The following is a 17,728-nucleotide window of genomic DNA, read 5'->3' as shown; positions in this document are numbered from 1 at the left end:
AACTATGACTACCTTATTGATCAAGAACGCGAAGCTTCAAGACCAAGATGGCTTGAAACAAATTCTGATTGAAAATGGTCAATTCAGTCGCATTCTAGACAATGATGATCAGATTGATCATCAAGGTGATATTCTCGACGCTCAAGGCGGCATTGCGGTTACTCCTTTCTGTGAGCCACACATCCACCTAGACACAACTCAGACAGCCGGTGAACCAAACTGGAATATTTCAGGTACGCTTTTTGAAGGTATTGAACGCTGGGCGGAGCGCAAAGAGTTACTGTCAATTGAAGATGTAAAGACGCGAGCGAAACAAACACTGAAATGGCAGATTGCTAACGGTGTTCAACACGTTCGTACTCACGTTGACGTTTCTGATCCGACACTTATTGCACTGAAAGCGATGGTGGAAGTTCGTGAAGAGATGAAAGAGTGGGTTGATATCCAGATCGTTGCGTTCCCTCAGGAAGGCATTCTTTCTTACCCGAATGGTAAAGAGCTGCTTGAAGAAGCGGTTCAGCTCGGTGCCGATGTCATCGGTGCAATTCCTCATTTCGAATTCACTCGTGAATATGGCGTTGAATCTCTCCACTATGTATTTGAACTTGCACGTAAATACGACCGCTTAATCGACGTTCACTGTGACGAAATCGATGATGAGCAGTCTCGCTTCGTTGAAACCTTAGCCGCTCTTGCGCATAAGTTTGAGATGGGTGAAAAGGTTACAGCGAGCCACACGACCGCAATGGGCTCTTATAATGGTGCTTACGCGTCTCGTCTGTTCCGCTTGTTACGCATGTCAGGCATCAACTTCGTTGCAAACCCATTGGTAAACATTCACCTGCAAGGCCGCTTCGACGACTATCCGAAACGCCGAGGTGTAACTCGAGTGAAAGAGATGCTCACATCAAACATCAACGTATGTTTTGGCCATGATGATGTTTTCGACCCGTGGTATCCACTTGGTACAGCAAACATGCTGCAAGTCCTGCATATGGGTCTGCACGTCACGCAGGTGATGGGTTACGATCAAATCAACCAATCATTGGATTTGATCAGCAAAAACTCTGCTCGCACACTGAATATCCAAGACAAGTTCGGCATTGAAGTGGGTAAACCTGGCAGCTTGTTGATTCTTCCTGCTGAAAATGGTTTTGATGCTGTGCGTCGACAAGTACCCGTTCAGTACTCTGTGCGACATGGCAAGGTGATCGCAGAAACACAGCCTGCGCAAACCAAAATTAACCTAGATAAATCAGAAGCAATTAACTTTAAACGTTAGTTTCGTCTACACTGATAAAAAAGGAAGCAAGTTAGCTTCCTTTTTTGTTTGTCGATTAGAGTGAAAACGTAACCGCTGCAAAATAAGCAAGCCCTTATTTTTTCTGCCCTAAGCGGCAAAAAAGTCGCCAAATTCGTAATGAATGTGTGTACAACGATGCAGACTGTGTTAACATGCTCTTGCTCTGTTAGCCGGAGTTATTTAAGTTAGAACCAAAGTAAAATTGACAAGTAAAATCGTTACCCGTTTTTGTAAGTAGTTTTTCCTTATTTCTTAGCAATATTAAATAATTCAATTATCAGCGCATTGCATTAATGCAATCAACAATTTAGTAATTTTTTGAATAAGGGACAAATTATGTCTAACACAAATACTGGTACTGTAAAATGGTTTAACGAAGAGAAAGGTTTCGGCTTCATTTCTCAAGATAACGGCGGTGCTGACGTATTCGTTCACTTCCGTGCTATCGTTTCTGAAGGTTTCAAAACTCTGAAAGAAGGCCAAAAGGTTTCTTTCGAAGTTGAAAACGGTCAAAAAGGCCTACAAGCAGCTAACGTTGTTGCTCAATAATAGCTTCTAGCTAAAAAGATTTTAAAGCGCTGGTTTTTACCGGCGCTTTTTTGTTTCTGCTGGTCAAACAGTTACTGTCACTACTACACCACTCCATTCACCAAACCAATACCTCTCAAGGTCTCATTTGGTGACATCTTGCCCAATAAATACTTAGTAACACAAAAACCCACAGAAAATGAGGTAATTTATATAACCCGCATCCATTAATCGTATAATTTTTAAAGCAAATAGAGCGAAAATCCGCTAATCTTGAGTTCACGTTAGATTTAGCTGGTTTATATATCTGCAAGTAAAATAATGAAGAAAGACGAATTTCAGAAATCCACCGCAAATTTAAAGAAAGCGGTGCCACTTATGATGAAAAATAGAGTGTCCACCACACCTGCAAACTACGCCTTGTGGTACACCTATGTAGACAACGCCATTCCACAACTCAACAAAGACATGGACGGCGTGCTAGAACATTATGGTATCTGCCCACCAGCACTGGGTGAGCAACTGTACAACGACTACGTTGCGAGTAAATCCGAAACCACCATTAATGATTTGCGTGCCAATCTAGAGTTGTTGGTTTCTGAAGTATCGAGTTCGATGAACGACACACTGACCGATACATCGGCGTTCTCTGAAATGATCGACAAGAGCTTCGAAGACTTATCCCAAGTCGATAACAACAGCATGTCGATTGATGAGGTGATGTCTCTTGTTCGTCAGCTGGTATCTGAATCACAAAATATTCGTCACTCTACCCAATTTCTGAATTCACAACTGAATGCCGCGACTTCTGAGATCAGTAAACTAAAAAGTCAGCTGGTAGAGGTGCAAAAAGACGCACTCTTTGACAGTCTAACCACTCTTTATAATCGTCGCTCTTTCAATAAAGACCTGCAGATGTTGTGCGAATCTGATCAAGCACTGTGTTTGGTACTGCTGGATATCGACCACTTTAAAACCTTCAATGATACTTACGGTCACTTGTTTGGCGATACGGTCTTAAAAGGCATCGCGCGTAAACTCAAGATGGCGTGTCGTGATGGTATCTCAGCTTACCGTTTTGGTGGCGAAGAGTTCGCGATGATCATTCCTAATAAGTCATTGCGTATCGCACGTCAGATCGCTGATACGAGTCGCCGCTCTCTAGAAAAGCTTTCGATTAAAGATCGTCGCAGTGGCGAGCAAGTGGGTAACATTACCGCTTCATTCGGTGTTGCCGAGCTGCAGCCAAACGAAACGGCCGATTCATTGATCGAACGTGCTGATAAGCTTTTATACGAAGCCAAGTCTCTAGGGCGAAATCGAGTTATGCCATTATAAGCTGATTACTATTGCTCGAATGACCGTCGTTCTAATGACTATCACTCTCAAGCTATAAGTGAAAAGCTGTTGTATACAACCAAAGCGATGTAAGCTTGCCTCAATAATCAACAAAGCCCCGTCAATATAGACGGGGCTTTGTTTTTTCAGTCGTAGATTAGCCATTTCGCGTTGTCAGTGTCACTTAAGAGCACTTAAATGTTGTAGCAGTAATTTAAGCAGTAATCCTCACCACTTTTTGCACGAAATTCTTTGTCTTCACTACACGCCTTAGGCTTACCTTTCTCATCGCCTTGAACCAGACTGATCCAGTGACGTAAAGCTGCCGTCTCAGGCTGTTCGGATTGAGTCGCTTCCATTGGGGATTGACCGAAAGTGGTACAAGTTTCCAACTGAATATCATCGATATCGACCAGTTCAATACGCCCTGTTCCTTTATGGCAACCAAACATTACTTCAAGGTGGCTACCACTTCCATCGCGGAACAAAATTGAATCTGGGTCGCATTTCTCGCCCATGTAGGCAACAAACTGCTTAGGATGTTTAAGTCCGCTGTGTTGACCATCTTTGAAATATGCCATGATATGACGGTAATCGATTACATAGCTAGTAACGTCTTGATGTGAACCATTCTCTAGTGGAAACAGACGGTCTAGCAGCTGTTTTGCTTTAATCTGTTTTTCTGCTTGCTGGTTTGCACTGATCGTCTCCACGGCAAAGACAGCTTCAGCGATAAATGGCTTAGATTGTTTTTGGATTTCTGTTTTATCGAATGTCAGCATATTCATAGTCTTTCCCTCTTGACCAGTCCGATGAAAAATCATCGATTTTCATAGCAAATGTGTGTCCTAGAGCAATTATTCCAAACAAACGTTTAATTTCTTCGTCATTTTGTGAATTGCTTAGTTTGTAGACTAGCGTTTTTTTACCTACAATTTCACAACAAAAATTTTACAATGTGAATTTTACAAATATGGCCTTGTCAAAAAGTTTAGTTCGTCAGTCTCATTTCTTGGGTACCAAGATACGTAACCTAAGGAAACGCAACCATTTAACCATGGAAGATCTCTCTGCGCGTTGCATTAGAGTGAATCCTGAATACGCCCCTTCGGTCTCTTATCTCTCTATGATTGAGCGAGGGAAACGCGTCCCGAGTATTGATATGCTCGAAGTAATCGCAGAAGTTTTTCAGAAAAATCCCACTTGGTTTTTGGACGATGAGCCAGAGCAGCAAGCGATAACCCCCGACAAGGGCAATCGTGGTGGAATAAGCGGAATGGCTTTAGAGCCGAGTTTCCTATTCTCGAATGACATTCTTCAGATTGCCATTCCAGAAATGCTCTCACAAACGGGCATTTCTGGACGGCAATTTGCTCACCTACTCATTCGAGCGCATCAAGAAAGCAACCAAAACCACTTTCCAGATTTGGAACGTGCAGCCGAAGAGGTTGGACTGAAACGGCTCAACTTAAGCGTTGAAGACCTTATCGATATTGCTCGTGGGTTAGGAATACAGATTCGCTGGGTAACACGCACTCCGCAAGATGTGGTGGATGAACTAGGGATAAACGCAAAACAGCTAGTTACGTCATTCTTTGAGCCTCCTGGTACCATCTATCTCAATGAGATCCTCAAGGAATATCCAACCCGTCTCAAGTATGACCTTGCTGTTTACATTGGCCACTGTATTTTGCACAGCAAAGAAGGGCTAAAGAGCGTGTTGTCTGTGGGCAATAACAACACTTGGGATGATGCCCAAAGCAAAACTTCTTCACAGCTTAACTCTCAAGATATCTTGCAAGCGTGGCGAGACTTTGAGTCTAGCTTTTTTGCTGGCGCCCTACTCTGCCCTAAAGTGCCGTTCAGACAACTACTGGACAGAACTGGTTATGAAATCGACGTACACCAAAGAGCGGGGGTTTCCCCCTCTGTTGCGATGCGAAGAATGACTGTAGTATCGCCCTACCCTCACTGGCACTACTTTGATGCTTATGGTCCAGGGAAACTCAAAGCGGTATATCGAGGCAACGGAATCCCACTTCCATGGGGTAACATGCGAACGGTAGCCGACCCATGTCAGCACTGGGCAGTTTTCCGTCGATTATCTGAACCTAGAGACGGTAGCTCTGCTCAGATTTCAATTCTGAATGTGGGTGACGAGCCTCGAATCTACTGTTGCGAATCCATCAATATGACGGACCCAGCGGGTAACAACCGCGTATTGTGTGCAGGCATCGACCTCAACCCAGCAATTGATGCGCAAGGTGGTAATTCACGAGAAATAGCAGAGCAGCTAAAAGCTTCCTGTGTAAACAATGGCGGGTCAGTCGCTATTCCACGCAATATCAAGAAGGATCTTACGACCATCGCGAAGATTCTAAACATTAACTGGATTGAACGCGGGATAGAAACAGAGGCAAGACTCATTTGTTCTCGAGGTGGAGAGTGTCCACGTCAGCCGAGCTGTTACTCAAAATGTGGTGAGAGTTAATCATTGCCAAAGCATCAACTTAGAAATTGCAGGCAAAAAAAAACCAACCACAATAAACGTGATTGGCTATATATTTTGTGTGAACAATAAAGGTTCACTAACAACGTCAGTTGGCTAGGTGACCCTCGGCTTAAGAAGGGTCATTTATATTAATGCACTATGCGTGCCAACTTTTAAAGCCCCATTTTACTACGCATCAGCACACTTATTGGTCGTTTATGAGTTCGTGATTTGCAATATGAAATTGCATTTTGCAATCAATACTAATAACGCTAGTGATTATGTTGTTATTACTGAGAGTAAATAAACGCTGTTCAAACGGCTTTTCAACGTCCAACAACCCCAATAAAGCATAAGTAATACGTAATATATTGAAAACAAAAGCCTATTTTCTTAGGACCAAAAAAAACGCAAACATGATTAAATCAGTTTGCGTTCTTGTTTGTTAGGTTAGCACTAAGTCGTCTGAGAGCTTATTACTTGTTGTTTGCTCCAGTTCTTGGCTTGCTGCGACTACCTGTATTCGATTTACTTGCTGATCCCTTAGGACCATAGCTTGAGCCATAACCCGATTTACTTTGACCAGCTTGGTTAGATTTGCCACCGCTGCGTTTCGCTGATGATGGCTTCTTTCCGCTACCTACAGGCTTCGAGTTTGAACCCGTACCATTCACCGGCTTCTTGCCTTTGCCACGCCTAAAGTTACTCCCATTGTTCTTAACAGAAGCATCATCACCTTGCGCTCTATGAGCTGCATCCGGCTGACGTTTAGGTGCAGGGCCTGTGCCAGGCGCATGGCGTTTGTTCTTACCCACGGGCTTATGACCACGAGCATTATCTGATGAACGTTGGCCATCCGAATGCTCTGTCTTTGGCTTCTTAGGCTTTTTCGGTTTCTTAGGCTTAATCGGACGCGTATCCAACTTAGATTCTGGCAATTTGTTTACTGGGCTAAAGCCTTCTAACTCACGACGCTCTAGAACTTGCTGGATAAGACGCTCGATACCAAATAGCTCTGAAGCTTCATCTGCACACACTAAAGAAATAGCCTTACCCACCTCACCAGCACGGCCTGTACGTCCTATACGGTGTACATAGTCCTCAGAGACATGAGGAAGGTCGAAGTTAACCACTTGAGGTAGTTGAGGAATATCAATACCACGTGCAGCAATATCCGTTGCAACCAAGACTCTCACCTGACCGGTCTTAAAGTTTTCTAGTGCTTTTGTACGCGCGCCTTGGCTCTTGTTGCCGTGGATTGGCGCAGCAGTAATACCTTGGTCACCAAGAAAACGAGCCAGTTTGTTTGCTCCATGTTTTGTTTTGCTAAACACCAGAACCTGCTGCCAATCATTATCTTTAATAAGCTTGGCCAACATTGGCGCTTTCTTTTTCTTGTCAACAGGATAAATACTCTGCTCTACCGTTTTCGCCGTAGAGTTTGCTGGATTCACTGAGATCTCAACAGGATTGTTCACTAACCCTTTTGCTAGGCTGCGAATTTCATCTGAGAATGTTGCTGAGAACAGTAGGTTTTGACGCTTTTTAGGTAGGAAAGCTAAGATCTTGCGAATATCACGGATGAAACCCATGTCTAGCATTCGGTCAGCTTCGTCTAACACCAAGATTTCTAGCTGATCAAAACGCACTGCATTTTGGTTATAAAGATCAAGCAAGCGACCCGGTGTTGCAACCAATACATCGCTTCCTTTGCGCAGCTTCTGCATTTGCGGGTTAAGCTTCACACCACCAAATACCACCGATGAATTCAAAGGCAGATTGATACCATATTTCACAACACTTCCGTTGACCTGCGCAGCCAATTCGCGAGTCGGTGTCAAGACCAAAGCTCGTACTTGATTGGCACGCACGCGTGGGCCTTTAGAAAGAAGCTCAAGGATAGGGAGCGTGAAGCCAGCTGTTTTACCTGTACCAGTTTGAGCGGCGGCCATCACATCCTTTCCCTTCAAAACGGCTGGAATCGCTTTTTCTTGAATAGGTGATGGCTTGTCATAACCTTGTGCTTCAATCGCTTTTAGAATAGGAGCAGAAAGGCCTAGGGAGGTAAAACTCATAGAATAATGTCTCAGTTAACGAAAAGGTAAGCTCAGTACGAGGTTCGCATGGGCTGTGTAACGCTAAATCGTGACCAACATCGCGTTACGAAGCGCGGTATTCTGAGGCTTTTAACCCAATTCAGCAACTAAATTCTAATTCGACTTGTATTAACTTGCGCGCTTTCTCTGGTACATTTTTTCATCTGCAGCTTTTAGTAGCTCATCGACATCATGAAACGCTTCTGTATAAGCTACCCAGCCGATACTGGCATTTAGAGCAATCTCCTGCCCATCGAACTCTACGGGTCTCAGACAGATATCTCGTTCTAGCTTGCTGCGGATTAAAAGTAGGTTCTGATCATCATGCACTCGTGGCAGTAAAATCAGGAACTCATCGCCCCCCATTCGCGCCACGATATCCGAGCTTCGTAGTACAGCACGAATACGCTTTGAAACCTCAACCAGTACCTTATCGCCTGCCGCATGCCCGTATGTATCATTAATTGATTTAAAGCCATCGAGGTCAATATTCATCACCGCAAAACGTTCTGAACCACTATTCTTAGCATCTCTGAAAGCCATTTTGAGGCTGTACATGAAATAACGTCTGTTGGGCAACATCGTCAGTTCATCGTGCATTGCACGCCCATGAGCGACAGTATAGAGGCGATAGATAGTAAAAAAGGCTAGAGAGAGCAAGAGCAGTACGGAATAGCCGATAATACGCATAATGTTGATGCGTATCCATGACACATCCATCAACACCTTATCTTCGCCTGACAGAGCTAAAAACCAGCCGCCATATGGGAAGCTCGCCATTTCTGTAGCAAATGCGGATTCAAAAACACTCTCATCACCATAGAAAACATCACCATCTTTTCCCGCACTGTTGAAACCTCGGATGGCAAAATGATAGCGGCTCTCCAATTGCTCGGCACCTGCGTCTTTTAACAAAGATTCTAAACTGATAACCGCGCTTGATACTCCCCAATACTCTCGATTAAAGGGAGGGTCCATAAAGATTGGGGTTCGGGTAATGAGTGCCCAGCCACCCTGAAAGAGTTCTACGGGGCCAGAGATGAAAGTTTTTCCAAGTTGTCGAGCCAAAACAATCGAAAGCCACTGTTCTGGGTGATCTCGGTAGTCGATACCCAAAATGCTTTCATTACCTTTTCTTGGGTAGACAAAGCTCAGCACATCATTTTGTGCCAAACCAATCAATTGGATATGCGAACCGTCTTGAATAATACTGTCTGCGATCTTGTTCCACTCTTCAACACTGCCTCGCGGGGCAATGGCAACTTGTGTGGACATACCGTTGAGAAGATACATATCTGTCACAATCACCGCTTCAATACGTGATCTTACGACAGCTAGCTGTTTTTGAGCCTCAGCAAAGGCTTCGTTCTTTAAGAAAGTTATCTGCTTTTGGTGAAAAAATTCAACCGCACTGATGGTCGTTAGCAAAAATAAACAAGATAATATCCTAGCAGACCACTGCTTACTTGAACGATTCGTCATAATTCGTTCCCCCTGCTTTGTCTATTTTTGTATGTTTACTGCTATAAAATGAGGCTCAATAAACATCAATCACTACTTTTTGCTTTAGTTTATCTCATAGTATGCAGTTAACAGGCCAAAAATCTATAACTTGTAAAAACGACATGCGAATAGTGAGCTTTTCATCACCAATAAACATTTATTGGGGTTATCACTTTGCTTTAAATGGTTTTCTTGAGCTATAAAAATAACAACAAGCTGACCAAACACTTACATTCATTATATAGCTCAGTGCTATTTTTGAGCTCTATCCCTCTGCTCGATAACTTTGATATGAAGCTAAAAACAATAACACTCTGTATTTTGCTATCGACCTCCGCTATTGCTGGCGCCTATGCGCACTCTAATGCAAAAGCTGAGAATACAACGCAACAAAATACAGCCCAAAGCAAACTCAACTCATCGCAACAACAAAACTTCAAAGCTTCTGCTGATATCATTCGAAATACTTACGAAAGCCAACTTTATACGCTGCCTGCATTTAAAGAGGGACACTATGGCGTTCGTATGTTCCGACAAACCCAAGATGAAAAATATGCTGCCGCAGTTTGGAGTGACATGGCACGTGTTGCCAGTAAACTGAGCAGACTTTCTAATGAGGTTTATACCCAAGAACAAATTGTTCTCTACTCAGAAAAGCGCATTGCGTCGTATGTTGATGAAGAAGATGAGCGCAGTGTTCGTCGCTACAACATCACTAAGCACATGCCAGAGTATCTGTTCTTAGGGGTTGATCTGCTCGGCTCAATGGCTCGCGCTAACGAGTACGGGTTAGAACATAAAAACGATGCCAAACTAAGAGAAGTTATCCGCCGCTACGATTTTTCTAAGTACGCAACCAACGAAGAGATGGTAAAAGCTTGGGCTGCACAGCTAGCAAATCAAGTGTACTGGCTGCGTCAGTTAGGTGAACAAGATGTGGTTGATGATTTCGTCGAGACATTCAAATCCGCTTACCCTGACAATCAGGACAAGAAGCTCTCGACACAACAGTTTGGTAATAAAATCTACGGGATGACACACATCATTTTTGGTGATTCAGAGTACTACCAACATCAAGTCAGTGAAAAAGAGCACCAATGGATCTACGATTACTTTCGTGAAAATATCGACACAATACTGTTACGTGCCAAGGAAGATGTGATAGCCGAGGTTGGTTTAACCTTCTTATTAGCAGGCTTAGAAGATGATCCAGTTGTAGAGAAGACTCGTCTGGCAATACAAGCGTCTATCGACAAACAGCAAGGTATGATTCCATCCATTACAGGTGATTTTGATTTAGAGTATGGTGAGCACCGAAATGTACTGGCGATTATGCTGCTCGATTGGCAACAAGTGAATGAGGCGCCAACCTTCCAAAAGCATCCGGAAGTATTCAAAAGTCTGCCTTATGGTTTAGTGGAGAACATGCCACACTAAGGACTCGAATTACAGTTGCTCAATACTCAAGTCTATACAACAAACCCAAACATTCTCTGCTTGGGTTTATTTCATTGGGTGACTATTTTTCCGTTACTTCCGCTAACGGTTCACTTCGCTTTGTTCATTACAATCGTAAAATCACCATCGCAATAACCGTCGATCAGCGTGACATCTTCACAGAGCGTTTTGCAAAATCGATAAACCCCTTGTGGGTGGTAGCTGACGAGCAGTTGGCGAGCTGGATAGTAATGTTTGTCTAACAAATTAAACACCACCGTTTTGTTCGCTAACGCATACATTCTTGTGATCATTGAAGTCAGATAGTGTTCGTTTTTAGATGCGTAATTCAAAGAGCCGCTCGCCACAACCACATCATATGGCTTCAAAGAAATCGTGCTTATATCGCCACGTGTAAAGGAACAGGTTGCATTTTGATATCGCTCTTTCGCCTGCTGATAAAACGCCGCTTGCTGCTCAACCCCAAGATAAAAAGGTATCGAGTATTGTGCCGTCAAGAACGGATACAAATCGCCATAACCGCAACCAAGATCAAGTACAGTCTGTCCATCAAACTCGACATTACTAGCAATCGCAGAAAAACGAGCATGTTGTGAATCTCGGTCGGTCCAACCGAGAGAACGCGCGCCATCTTTGGGCCAGCGCTTCGACTGCTTCCGGTGGTACCAATATATTCGGAGTCTATCGAACCAGTGCATTATTTCGTATCGCTAGAGGTCGGTAAGTAACTACCGATCTTGTAACCAATGGCATAACCCACCACCGCTACCGTGACAAAAACCATCGCGGAGAAAACGTAAGCAACACTCGCTATCACGCCGCCTCCCCAAACAACACTAAATACCAAGCCTAGATACGCTTCTTTCGGCCATTGCGTCACTGGAAAGTGGCTATCACCTGCCAACAAAAAAATCAGAGCGGAGACTAATGAAATAGCAACCAGCAAACCAATACATACTCTTGTTTTCATAAAAAGCCTTTCTTAAATAACGCGATAAAACAATGCTTTGGGGATGACGCACCATAGAAGTATATACGAGATAGATTCACCCCACTATTCCCCTAACGAGCGATACTGAGTTTTCCAGAACAATCAACACGAAAACAAAAAACGGGCACTTAGGGAGAAAAGCCCCAAGTGCCCGTTAAATACATATATGGTTCTACTCTACTGCTCTCGCATTGTCATAAAGGCGTCAACTGAGAGAAAGAGTAACCGCAGGTTAAAGCAAGATAAAGATACCCGCCAAGCATGCGCTCATTAGGTTAGCCAATGTGCCTGCTGCAACCGCTTTAAGACCAAGGTTTGCCACCTCAGCACGACGCTCAGGAGCGATAACACCGATAGAACCTAACTGGATCGCAATAGAACCGATGTTCGCAAAGCCGCACAATGCAAAAGTGATGATCACTTGGCTGTGTTCTGAAAGTAACGCTTTGTTCTCGACGAAATCGATGAAAGCAACAAACTCATTCATAATGATCTTCTGACCAATGTAAGAGCCTGCCATTAGCACTTCATCGCTTGGAATACCGATAACCCAAGCCAATGGTGAGAATAGGTAGCCAAATACAGCTTGTAACGTAATACCGGTAAAGCCAACGGTTTCACCTAGGCTCTCAAGGCCTGTATTGACCATTGCAATAACACTGACGAAAGCAATCAGCATAGTACCAACAGCAACAGCGACCTTCATACCGTTCATTGCGCCACTCGCTAACGCGTCAATGACGTTGCTCTGATCAGCCTTGTCCAGCTCAATATTATCGTAGTCACTCGGTGTGCCCAGCTCTGGCACGATGATTTTAGCCATTAAAAGACTACCCGGCGCGGCCATGAAGCTTGCTGCAATAAGGTACTTAAGTTCAACACCAAGTCCAGCATAACCCCCTAACACGCTACCAGCGACCGATGCCATACCACCAGCCATCACTGCGAATAGCTCTGAACGAGTCATTGATTTTAAGAAAGGACGAATAAGAAGTGGCGACTCGCCTTGAGAAAGGAAGATGTTACCCGTTGCAACCAAAGACTCTGCTTTACTGGTACCTAATAGTTTTTGAACGGCACCACCCAGAACTTGAATCACTTTCTGCATCACACCCAGATAGTAAAGTGCAGAAATCAGCGCGCTAAAGAAGATAATGATAGGAAGTACACGCACTGCGAAAATAAACCCTTCAGTAGCAAGGCCACCAAACAGGAATGAGATACCCGCATCTGCAAAACCAAGCAAGCTTGATACACCGCTACTTAAGCTAGTTAATGCCATTTGCCCCCAAGGGAAATACAGCACTAGTGCAGCAAAGCTAATTTGAAGTAGAAAAGCACGGATTACCGTTTTCCAGTTGATCGCCGAACGGCTTTCAGATAGCAGGTACGCGCAAGCAATTAGTGCGAAAACACCAACAAAACCAAATAAAATATTCATAAAATTGTCCTAGAAATCCTTAAAGAGTGAACATGAGCCAAGCGAATGACATAAAAGGAAAAGGACAAAGAATCGCAAGCAATACGCTACGCGAAGAGGGCGTTAACAACGTTAACGAATGTAACAACGAATTGTTCATGTAAGATCACCTTATACAAGCAGTGGAACGCAGCTGGTCCGGTCCGTGGGGTCATTCACATATCCATGTGACGGCTTGTATTGGCTAAGCACCGGCTTAAAACCGGAAGAGAAGTATAAACAACTTAATGAGACTTTCATCACATTTTTAAAAGCAAACGATCGCGCGGTCAAAGATGCATCAATTCGCTCAAATTTGATGGGATTTATTGGAAAACAGAAATAAAAAAAGCGACAATTTTCACTGTCGCTTCTCTTAGGAATACGTATTAGGGCACATAGGTCCAACGAATTAAAACAATCCCAATAACTATAATTAAGTAGCAGAACGTGACTTTATAACGTCCACGTTGTGTTTTTACGCGATTTGTTCCAACTTTCATGTTCCATCATTTAACCAGCAGGTCCGCTATTTAACCAATTTGGCTCTTTACTTAACCAACTTAATTTACTTAACCAACTTAAAGTCATAGCGGCCATCGTTTTCAGCTCTTTCTTCGAACAACAACACATCCTCATGAAAGGTCAGAGCGATAAGTTGATCACTGTATTCATACAGATAGGAGACCGAATACTCTTTATTGAGCTTTTGTTTCGGTTCACCCAACAACTCAATCACTTCCTGTCGGGTCGTTTTCTTCTCTACAAGCTGTTCAAGTTTTGTGTAATCGACATTCTTCGGGCGATCGACGAGTTGCCCCAGCTCGTCAGAGAATGAAACCCATACCGCACTCATCAATAGAGCCAACAACACAAGCAATGTTTTATTCAACACAACACCTCTCCTAAACTGAATAGTAAAGATTACCATCAAAGAGCAGCAATAGCTGTAAGCCGCTGTAAGAACAGACTTTTATATGTAAGGCGTGCGGAAAAACATCGTCGCGCTAGACTAATATTCAGTTGCGGTGGCCTGTGCATCACTGCACTTGTCAGTCGACAACTCAAAGCAGTATTGCGCGTGTTTTTTCAAGCAGCTGAATACTTCAGCGTCGAGTTTGTGGTTCTGCACATGATCATCCAATATCGCCAACGTTTGTTCTAAGCTCATTCCTGGACGATAAGGACGAGACTGAGTCAACGCTTGAAATACATCAACAACTGCAACAATCCGACTTGGTTTATCGAGCTGCTCTGCCGTTTTCCCCATGGGATAGCCCGAGCCATCTAGGCGCTCATGGTGGTTAGACGCCCACTCGCAGATTTGTGGCGAACTAAATAGCTCATGCAGAGCAAAGCGCGAATCTGTCGCATGGCGTTTAATACAGCAGTATTCCTCAGGAGTAAGTGCTCCTGGCTTATGTAGGATCTCTCGTGGCGTTTGCAATTTGCCAATATCGTGGACGAGCCCGGCCAAATAGAGCTTTCTCTGTGTTGTATAGGAGTAGCCTAACTGCTTACCCAGATACTCTGATAACTGCCCTACTTTCAATGAGTGCTTAAACGTAAAAGAGCTCTTGGCATCAACTACGTTAGCAATGAACTCCGCGAAAGCGACCGTCTCATCTAGTGACATCTGCTGAGAAAAGAACGGGACTGGTTTAAACCTATCGCTCATGATCTGGATGTATGACACATCCATAGAGAACCAGAAATCATCGGTATCGACCAACTCACACATATGTTGAACAAGGTTAGTTTCGAACAGAAGGTCTGCTTGTTCAGTTAAGCGTTCAATAATGTACGCCTTGCCGGCAGGAGTGAGGTTACCGAAGCGGTCAGCCGATGCGACACCACATAGGTAGTCAACTCGATCAGCAAGCATGACAACAGCTGCTAGCTCTTTCTCTAGCTGACTAACCGGTAAATCTTTCAGTTCATTCCACGGTGTATGGTGATACAACACAGGTTTAGCAAAGATAGAGAGTACTGGACACTCTTTGAGTATCTGATAACCCTTCTTACAGTGGTGATGCGTCGAGTCTGGGATGAAGCCAGCGATAAGGCTGAGCTGTTCATCTATCTGAGACACACCACAATCGTGGATCAGTCCAAGTGAAAATGCGAGTTGGGCTTGCTCTTCTTCCCAACCTACACTCAGTGCACATCGATACGCGATGTACCCGACTCTTTGCCCATGGTGCTTGCTCTCGAAACCGACATTATCCAGAGCCTTAGCAATACCAAATAGCGCTTTGCGCAAATCTACCGTCACGTTCTGGCAGTACAAATTCATCAATTAAGCCTAGTTTTTATCGTTTTTATATTTATTGGAGGCCAATACTAATCGATTACTTGAGTATATAGTCACAAATTATGTAAGGTTTATTGAGTTTCGTGACATGAATAACGTATAACGAACTTTGCGTGCCACAGTTTGCATAAAAATTAGACAGATAACGATATAAAGAGCAAACTAGTACCAAAGTATAATGACCTTGATGCTGTTAATGAGGACACGATGTTTAAAATAAAAATCAACGACGATATTTCTATTGCACTAGTACAAGAAAGTTTTGCTTCTCATTATGCAGAGCTGGTATCAGCACAAACTGATTATTTAAGCCAATGGCTCGCTTGGCCACCTCATTGTAAAACTGAACAAGACTTTCGTATATTTATCCAACGCTCGCTCCACGACTATGCCGAGGGCAAAAGCATGACTTGCGCGATTGTTTATCAAGATAACATCGTCGGAAATTGTAGCTTCAACACGATCTGCCACAATCTAAAAAAGGTAACGATAGGTTATTGGCTATCAGAGCCTCAACAAGGGAAAGGCATTGTCACGCAAGTCGTCCGCAAGCTCACTCAGATAGCGTTTGACGAGTTAGATATGGAGAAAGTGGAGATCTCAGCAGCAGTCGAGAACATCGCTAGTCGAGCTGTTTGTGAGCGACTTGGATGTAAGCTTGAGGGAATCATTACTCGAGGCGAAAACTTAAATGGACGAATTGTCGACCATGCTATTTATGGTTTAACGCGCAAATAGTAAACAGGTTTGTAGAATTAGAGTATGAGGAGAGGTAAATATGTCCCCTCCTTTTTTGTCATTGGAATTGAAATATTAATACCAAGCACGAAAACCTGTCATTAATCGGATAAAATAAACTCCAAAAGCACTTAAAATAGAATTAACTTTTGAATATTAACTCTAAATTAAGAACTACTCTCTACCCGACGTTTAGGAACAATAATAATAAACTTTGCTCCACCGTGAATGCTGTCCTCTAATTTAAGCTGCCATCTCATTTTTCTCGCCGCAGCATTGGCTATCGCAAGCCCTAAGCCAAAGCCTCCCGTTTTTGCGGTTCGGCTTTGATCAAGACGAGCAAAAGGTAGCATAACTTCATCGCGTTTATCCTCTGGAATTCCATCACCATTATCTTCGATTTGTATCAGCCAGCTCTCGGAGTTCTCATCCAGCGTCACCCAAACTTTATCGCGCGTATAATTCCCTGCATTTTTGAGGATATTGTCCAGCACCAATCGCGCCATAGTGCAGTCGCACTTGGTTGCAAAGCTATTGATAACCAACGACTCAAACTCAACATTCTCGATCTTTGAATAGCGAATGCGATCCAAGCAGTGATCAACTAAGTCACAGCTTGTAGTTATCAAATCGAAGTATGCGCTGTCGATAACGTTCAACTTAGAGAGCATAATAATTTCAGAAGTAAGCTGGTCGATATCGCCAATGTAGCCGTCGATATCATCGAACAGAACTTGCTGTTCAGCCGGCGCTCCCCTGCGTAATAGATCGGTCGCGAGTTGAATCCGACTCAAAGGCGTTCGAACTTCATGAGGAATGGCTTGAGCAAATATATGATTCTGCTTTACCTTACTCTCGATCTCCTCCGCCATCAGATTAAAACTGTTAGCTAATTCTGACACGGGATGAATATCATCCATATCAGAGCGAGTACTGAGTCTACCTCGGCCAAATTGCTGCTGCTTTTCAACCAACAGCTCTATCCGTTCTTGAAAGCGGCGCACTGGTAGATAGATGCTCGCCCCAATCGCGATAATGACGGCAATGAGCAATGCAATCAGAAAGTGTCTCTCTGAGTCTTCATACCATTCTATCGTTGGGGAGAAAAAGTCACCTACCTCACTAAACACAAAACTGTACTTAGAGTTAGGAAGCTGAAATACCGCTGAGTAGAGATTGCGATCACTGAGGTAGATCGGCACACCATTTAGTGTCGTGAAGTGAGTGCAATCCGAGCATGGAGCTTGGCTATCCCAGTTTTCAATAAGACGAAGATTAAAAATGTAGAACTGCTGATAGCCTGTTTTGTCTAGCTCTCTGTATAGTGATGTCGGATGGTTGCGTTGGTGAATATACTGCTCAACAAAATAGGTTCCGTCGTTGAGAAACGTTTCAATCTCTGTACGACGCATGTGCCCTTCACCTAAACTGAGAAACAGATAGATCGTTGCGATCATCCCCGTCACAATCCCAATATAGAGCCGCGCAAACATCGAGATATTTCTTAGC

The 17,728-nt window shown here is 43.6% G+C and carries 15 protein-coding genes; 6 read left to right on the top strand and 9 right to left on the bottom strand.

All coding sequences use genetic code 11. The features are described 5' to 3' along the window. Positions 1-4: 4 nt before the first annotated feature. The 3 genes from AC6R05_RS18015 (at position 5) to AC6R05_RS18005 (ending at position 3,169) form a co-directional block, all read left to right on the top strand. A complete protein-coding gene (locus AC6R05_RS18015; RefSeq protein WP_500648209.1) occupies positions 5-1,282 on the top strand; it encodes a cytosine deaminase in 1,278 nt (425 codons plus the stop codon). Between the two features lie 357 nt (positions 1,283-1,639). Next, positions 1,640-1,852, top strand: coding sequence for a transcription antiterminator/RNA stability regulator CspE (cspE, locus tag AC6R05_RS18010; protein WP_004740083.1), 213 nt, complete (start codon positions 1,640-1,642; stop codon positions 1,850-1,852). 300 nt (positions 1,853-2,152) lie between these two features. Continuing rightward, the gene (locus tag AC6R05_RS18005; protein ID WP_285465543.1) at positions 2,153-3,169 is read left to right on the top strand and encodes a GGDEF domain-containing protein; all 1,017 of its coding nucleotides are present in this window, start codon (positions 2,153-2,155) and stop codon (positions 3,167-3,169) included. A gap of 194 nt (positions 3,170-3,363) precedes the next feature. Here AC6R05_RS18005 and AC6R05_RS18000 read toward each other — a convergent pair whose 3' ends face one another. After that, positions 3,364-3,957 (bottom strand): aldolase/citrate lyase/malate synthase family protein, encoded by a 594-nt coding sequence (locus AC6R05_RS18000; RefSeq protein ID WP_500648208.1) that lies wholly within the window; start codon positions 3,955-3,957, stop codon positions 3,364-3,366. Positions 3,958-4,127: 170 nt separating this feature from the next. On the opposite strand from AC6R05_RS18000, the gene AC6R05_RS17995 reads away from it, so the two are divergent. Beyond that, entirely contained in the window at positions 4,128-5,660 is a 1,533-nt protein-coding gene (locus tag AC6R05_RS17995; RefSeq protein WP_500648207.1) for a DUF3612 domain-containing protein, read from the top strand. Positions 5,661-6,136: 476 nt separating this feature from the next. Here the strand turns inward: AC6R05_RS17995 and AC6R05_RS17990 are convergent, their stop codons facing one another. Beyond that, the gene (locus AC6R05_RS17990) at positions 6,137-7,735 is read right to left on the bottom strand and encodes a DEAD/DEAH box helicase (protein WP_500648206.1); all 1,599 of its coding nucleotides are present in this window, start codon (positions 7,733-7,735) and stop codon (positions 6,137-6,139) included. A 150-nt stretch (positions 7,736-7,885) separates the two neighbouring features. Beyond that, on the bottom strand, positions 7,886-9,238 hold the full coding sequence (locus tag AC6R05_RS17985; protein ID WP_500648205.1) for a diguanylate cyclase domain-containing protein: 1,353 nt from the start codon (positions 9,236-9,238) through the stop codon (positions 7,886-7,888). A 312-nt stretch (positions 9,239-9,550) separates the two neighbouring features. Here AC6R05_RS17985 and AC6R05_RS17980 point away from each other — a divergent pair, with 312 nt between their 5' ends. Continuing rightward, complete coding sequence (locus AC6R05_RS17980; RefSeq protein WP_500648221.1) at positions 9,551-10,696, top strand: DUF3541 domain-containing protein; 1,146 nt, start codon at positions 9,551-9,553, stop codon at positions 10,694-10,696. A gap of 110 nt (positions 10,697-10,806) precedes the next feature. On the opposite strand, the gene AC6R05_RS17975 is transcribed toward AC6R05_RS17980, so the two are convergent. From AC6R05_RS17975 to AC6R05_RS17955, 5 genes are all read right to left on the bottom strand, one after another. Continuing rightward, positions 10,807-11,415 carry a class I SAM-dependent methyltransferase gene (locus tag AC6R05_RS17975; protein WP_500648204.1) on the bottom strand — a complete coding sequence of 203 codons (609 nt, stop codon included), beginning with the start codon at positions 11,413-11,415 and terminating at the stop codon, positions 10,807-10,809. Next, positions 11,415-11,687, bottom strand: coding sequence for a hypothetical protein (locus AC6R05_RS17970; protein WP_500648203.1), 273 nt, complete (start codon positions 11,685-11,687; stop codon positions 11,415-11,417). The genes AC6R05_RS17975 and AC6R05_RS17970 overlap by 1 nt, the downstream gene beginning before the upstream one ends. A 253-nt stretch (positions 11,688-11,940) precedes the next feature. Next, positions 11,941-13,149 carry a NupC/NupG family nucleoside CNT transporter gene (locus tag AC6R05_RS17965; RefSeq protein WP_032550213.1) on the bottom strand — a complete coding sequence of 403 codons (1,209 nt, stop codon included), beginning with the start codon at positions 13,147-13,149 and terminating at the stop codon, positions 11,941-11,943. A gap of 586 nt (positions 13,150-13,735) precedes the next feature. Next, positions 13,736-14,062, bottom strand: a complete 327-nt coding sequence (locus AC6R05_RS17960) for a hypothetical protein (protein WP_285465537.1) — start codon at positions 14,060-14,062, stop codon at positions 13,736-13,738. Between the two features lie 117 nt (positions 14,063-14,179). Next, entirely contained in the window at positions 14,180-15,463 is a 1,284-nt protein-coding gene (locus AC6R05_RS17955; RefSeq protein WP_500648202.1) for an HD-GYP domain-containing protein, read from the bottom strand. Between the two features lie 225 nt (positions 15,464-15,688). On the opposite strand from AC6R05_RS17955, the gene AC6R05_RS17950 reads away from it, so the two are divergent. Continuing rightward, positions 15,689-16,219, top strand: coding sequence for a GNAT family N-acetyltransferase (locus AC6R05_RS17950; RefSeq protein ID WP_500648201.1), 531 nt, complete (start codon positions 15,689-15,691; stop codon positions 16,217-16,219). A gap of 167 nt (positions 16,220-16,386) precedes the next feature. Here AC6R05_RS17950 and AC6R05_RS17945 read toward each other — a convergent pair whose 3' ends face one another. Beyond that, positions 16,387-17,712, bottom strand: a complete 1,326-nt coding sequence (locus AC6R05_RS17945) for a sensor histidine kinase (RefSeq protein ID WP_500648220.1) — start codon at positions 17,710-17,712, stop codon at positions 16,387-16,389. Positions 17,713-17,728: the final 16 nt, after the last annotated feature.

It is taken from the genome of Vibrio sp. R11-SG3-ISO9, from assembly GCF_059834255.1.
The sequence above is the reverse complement of the archived record's forward strand: the minus strand, read 5'-3'. Positions and strand labels throughout refer to the sequence as shown.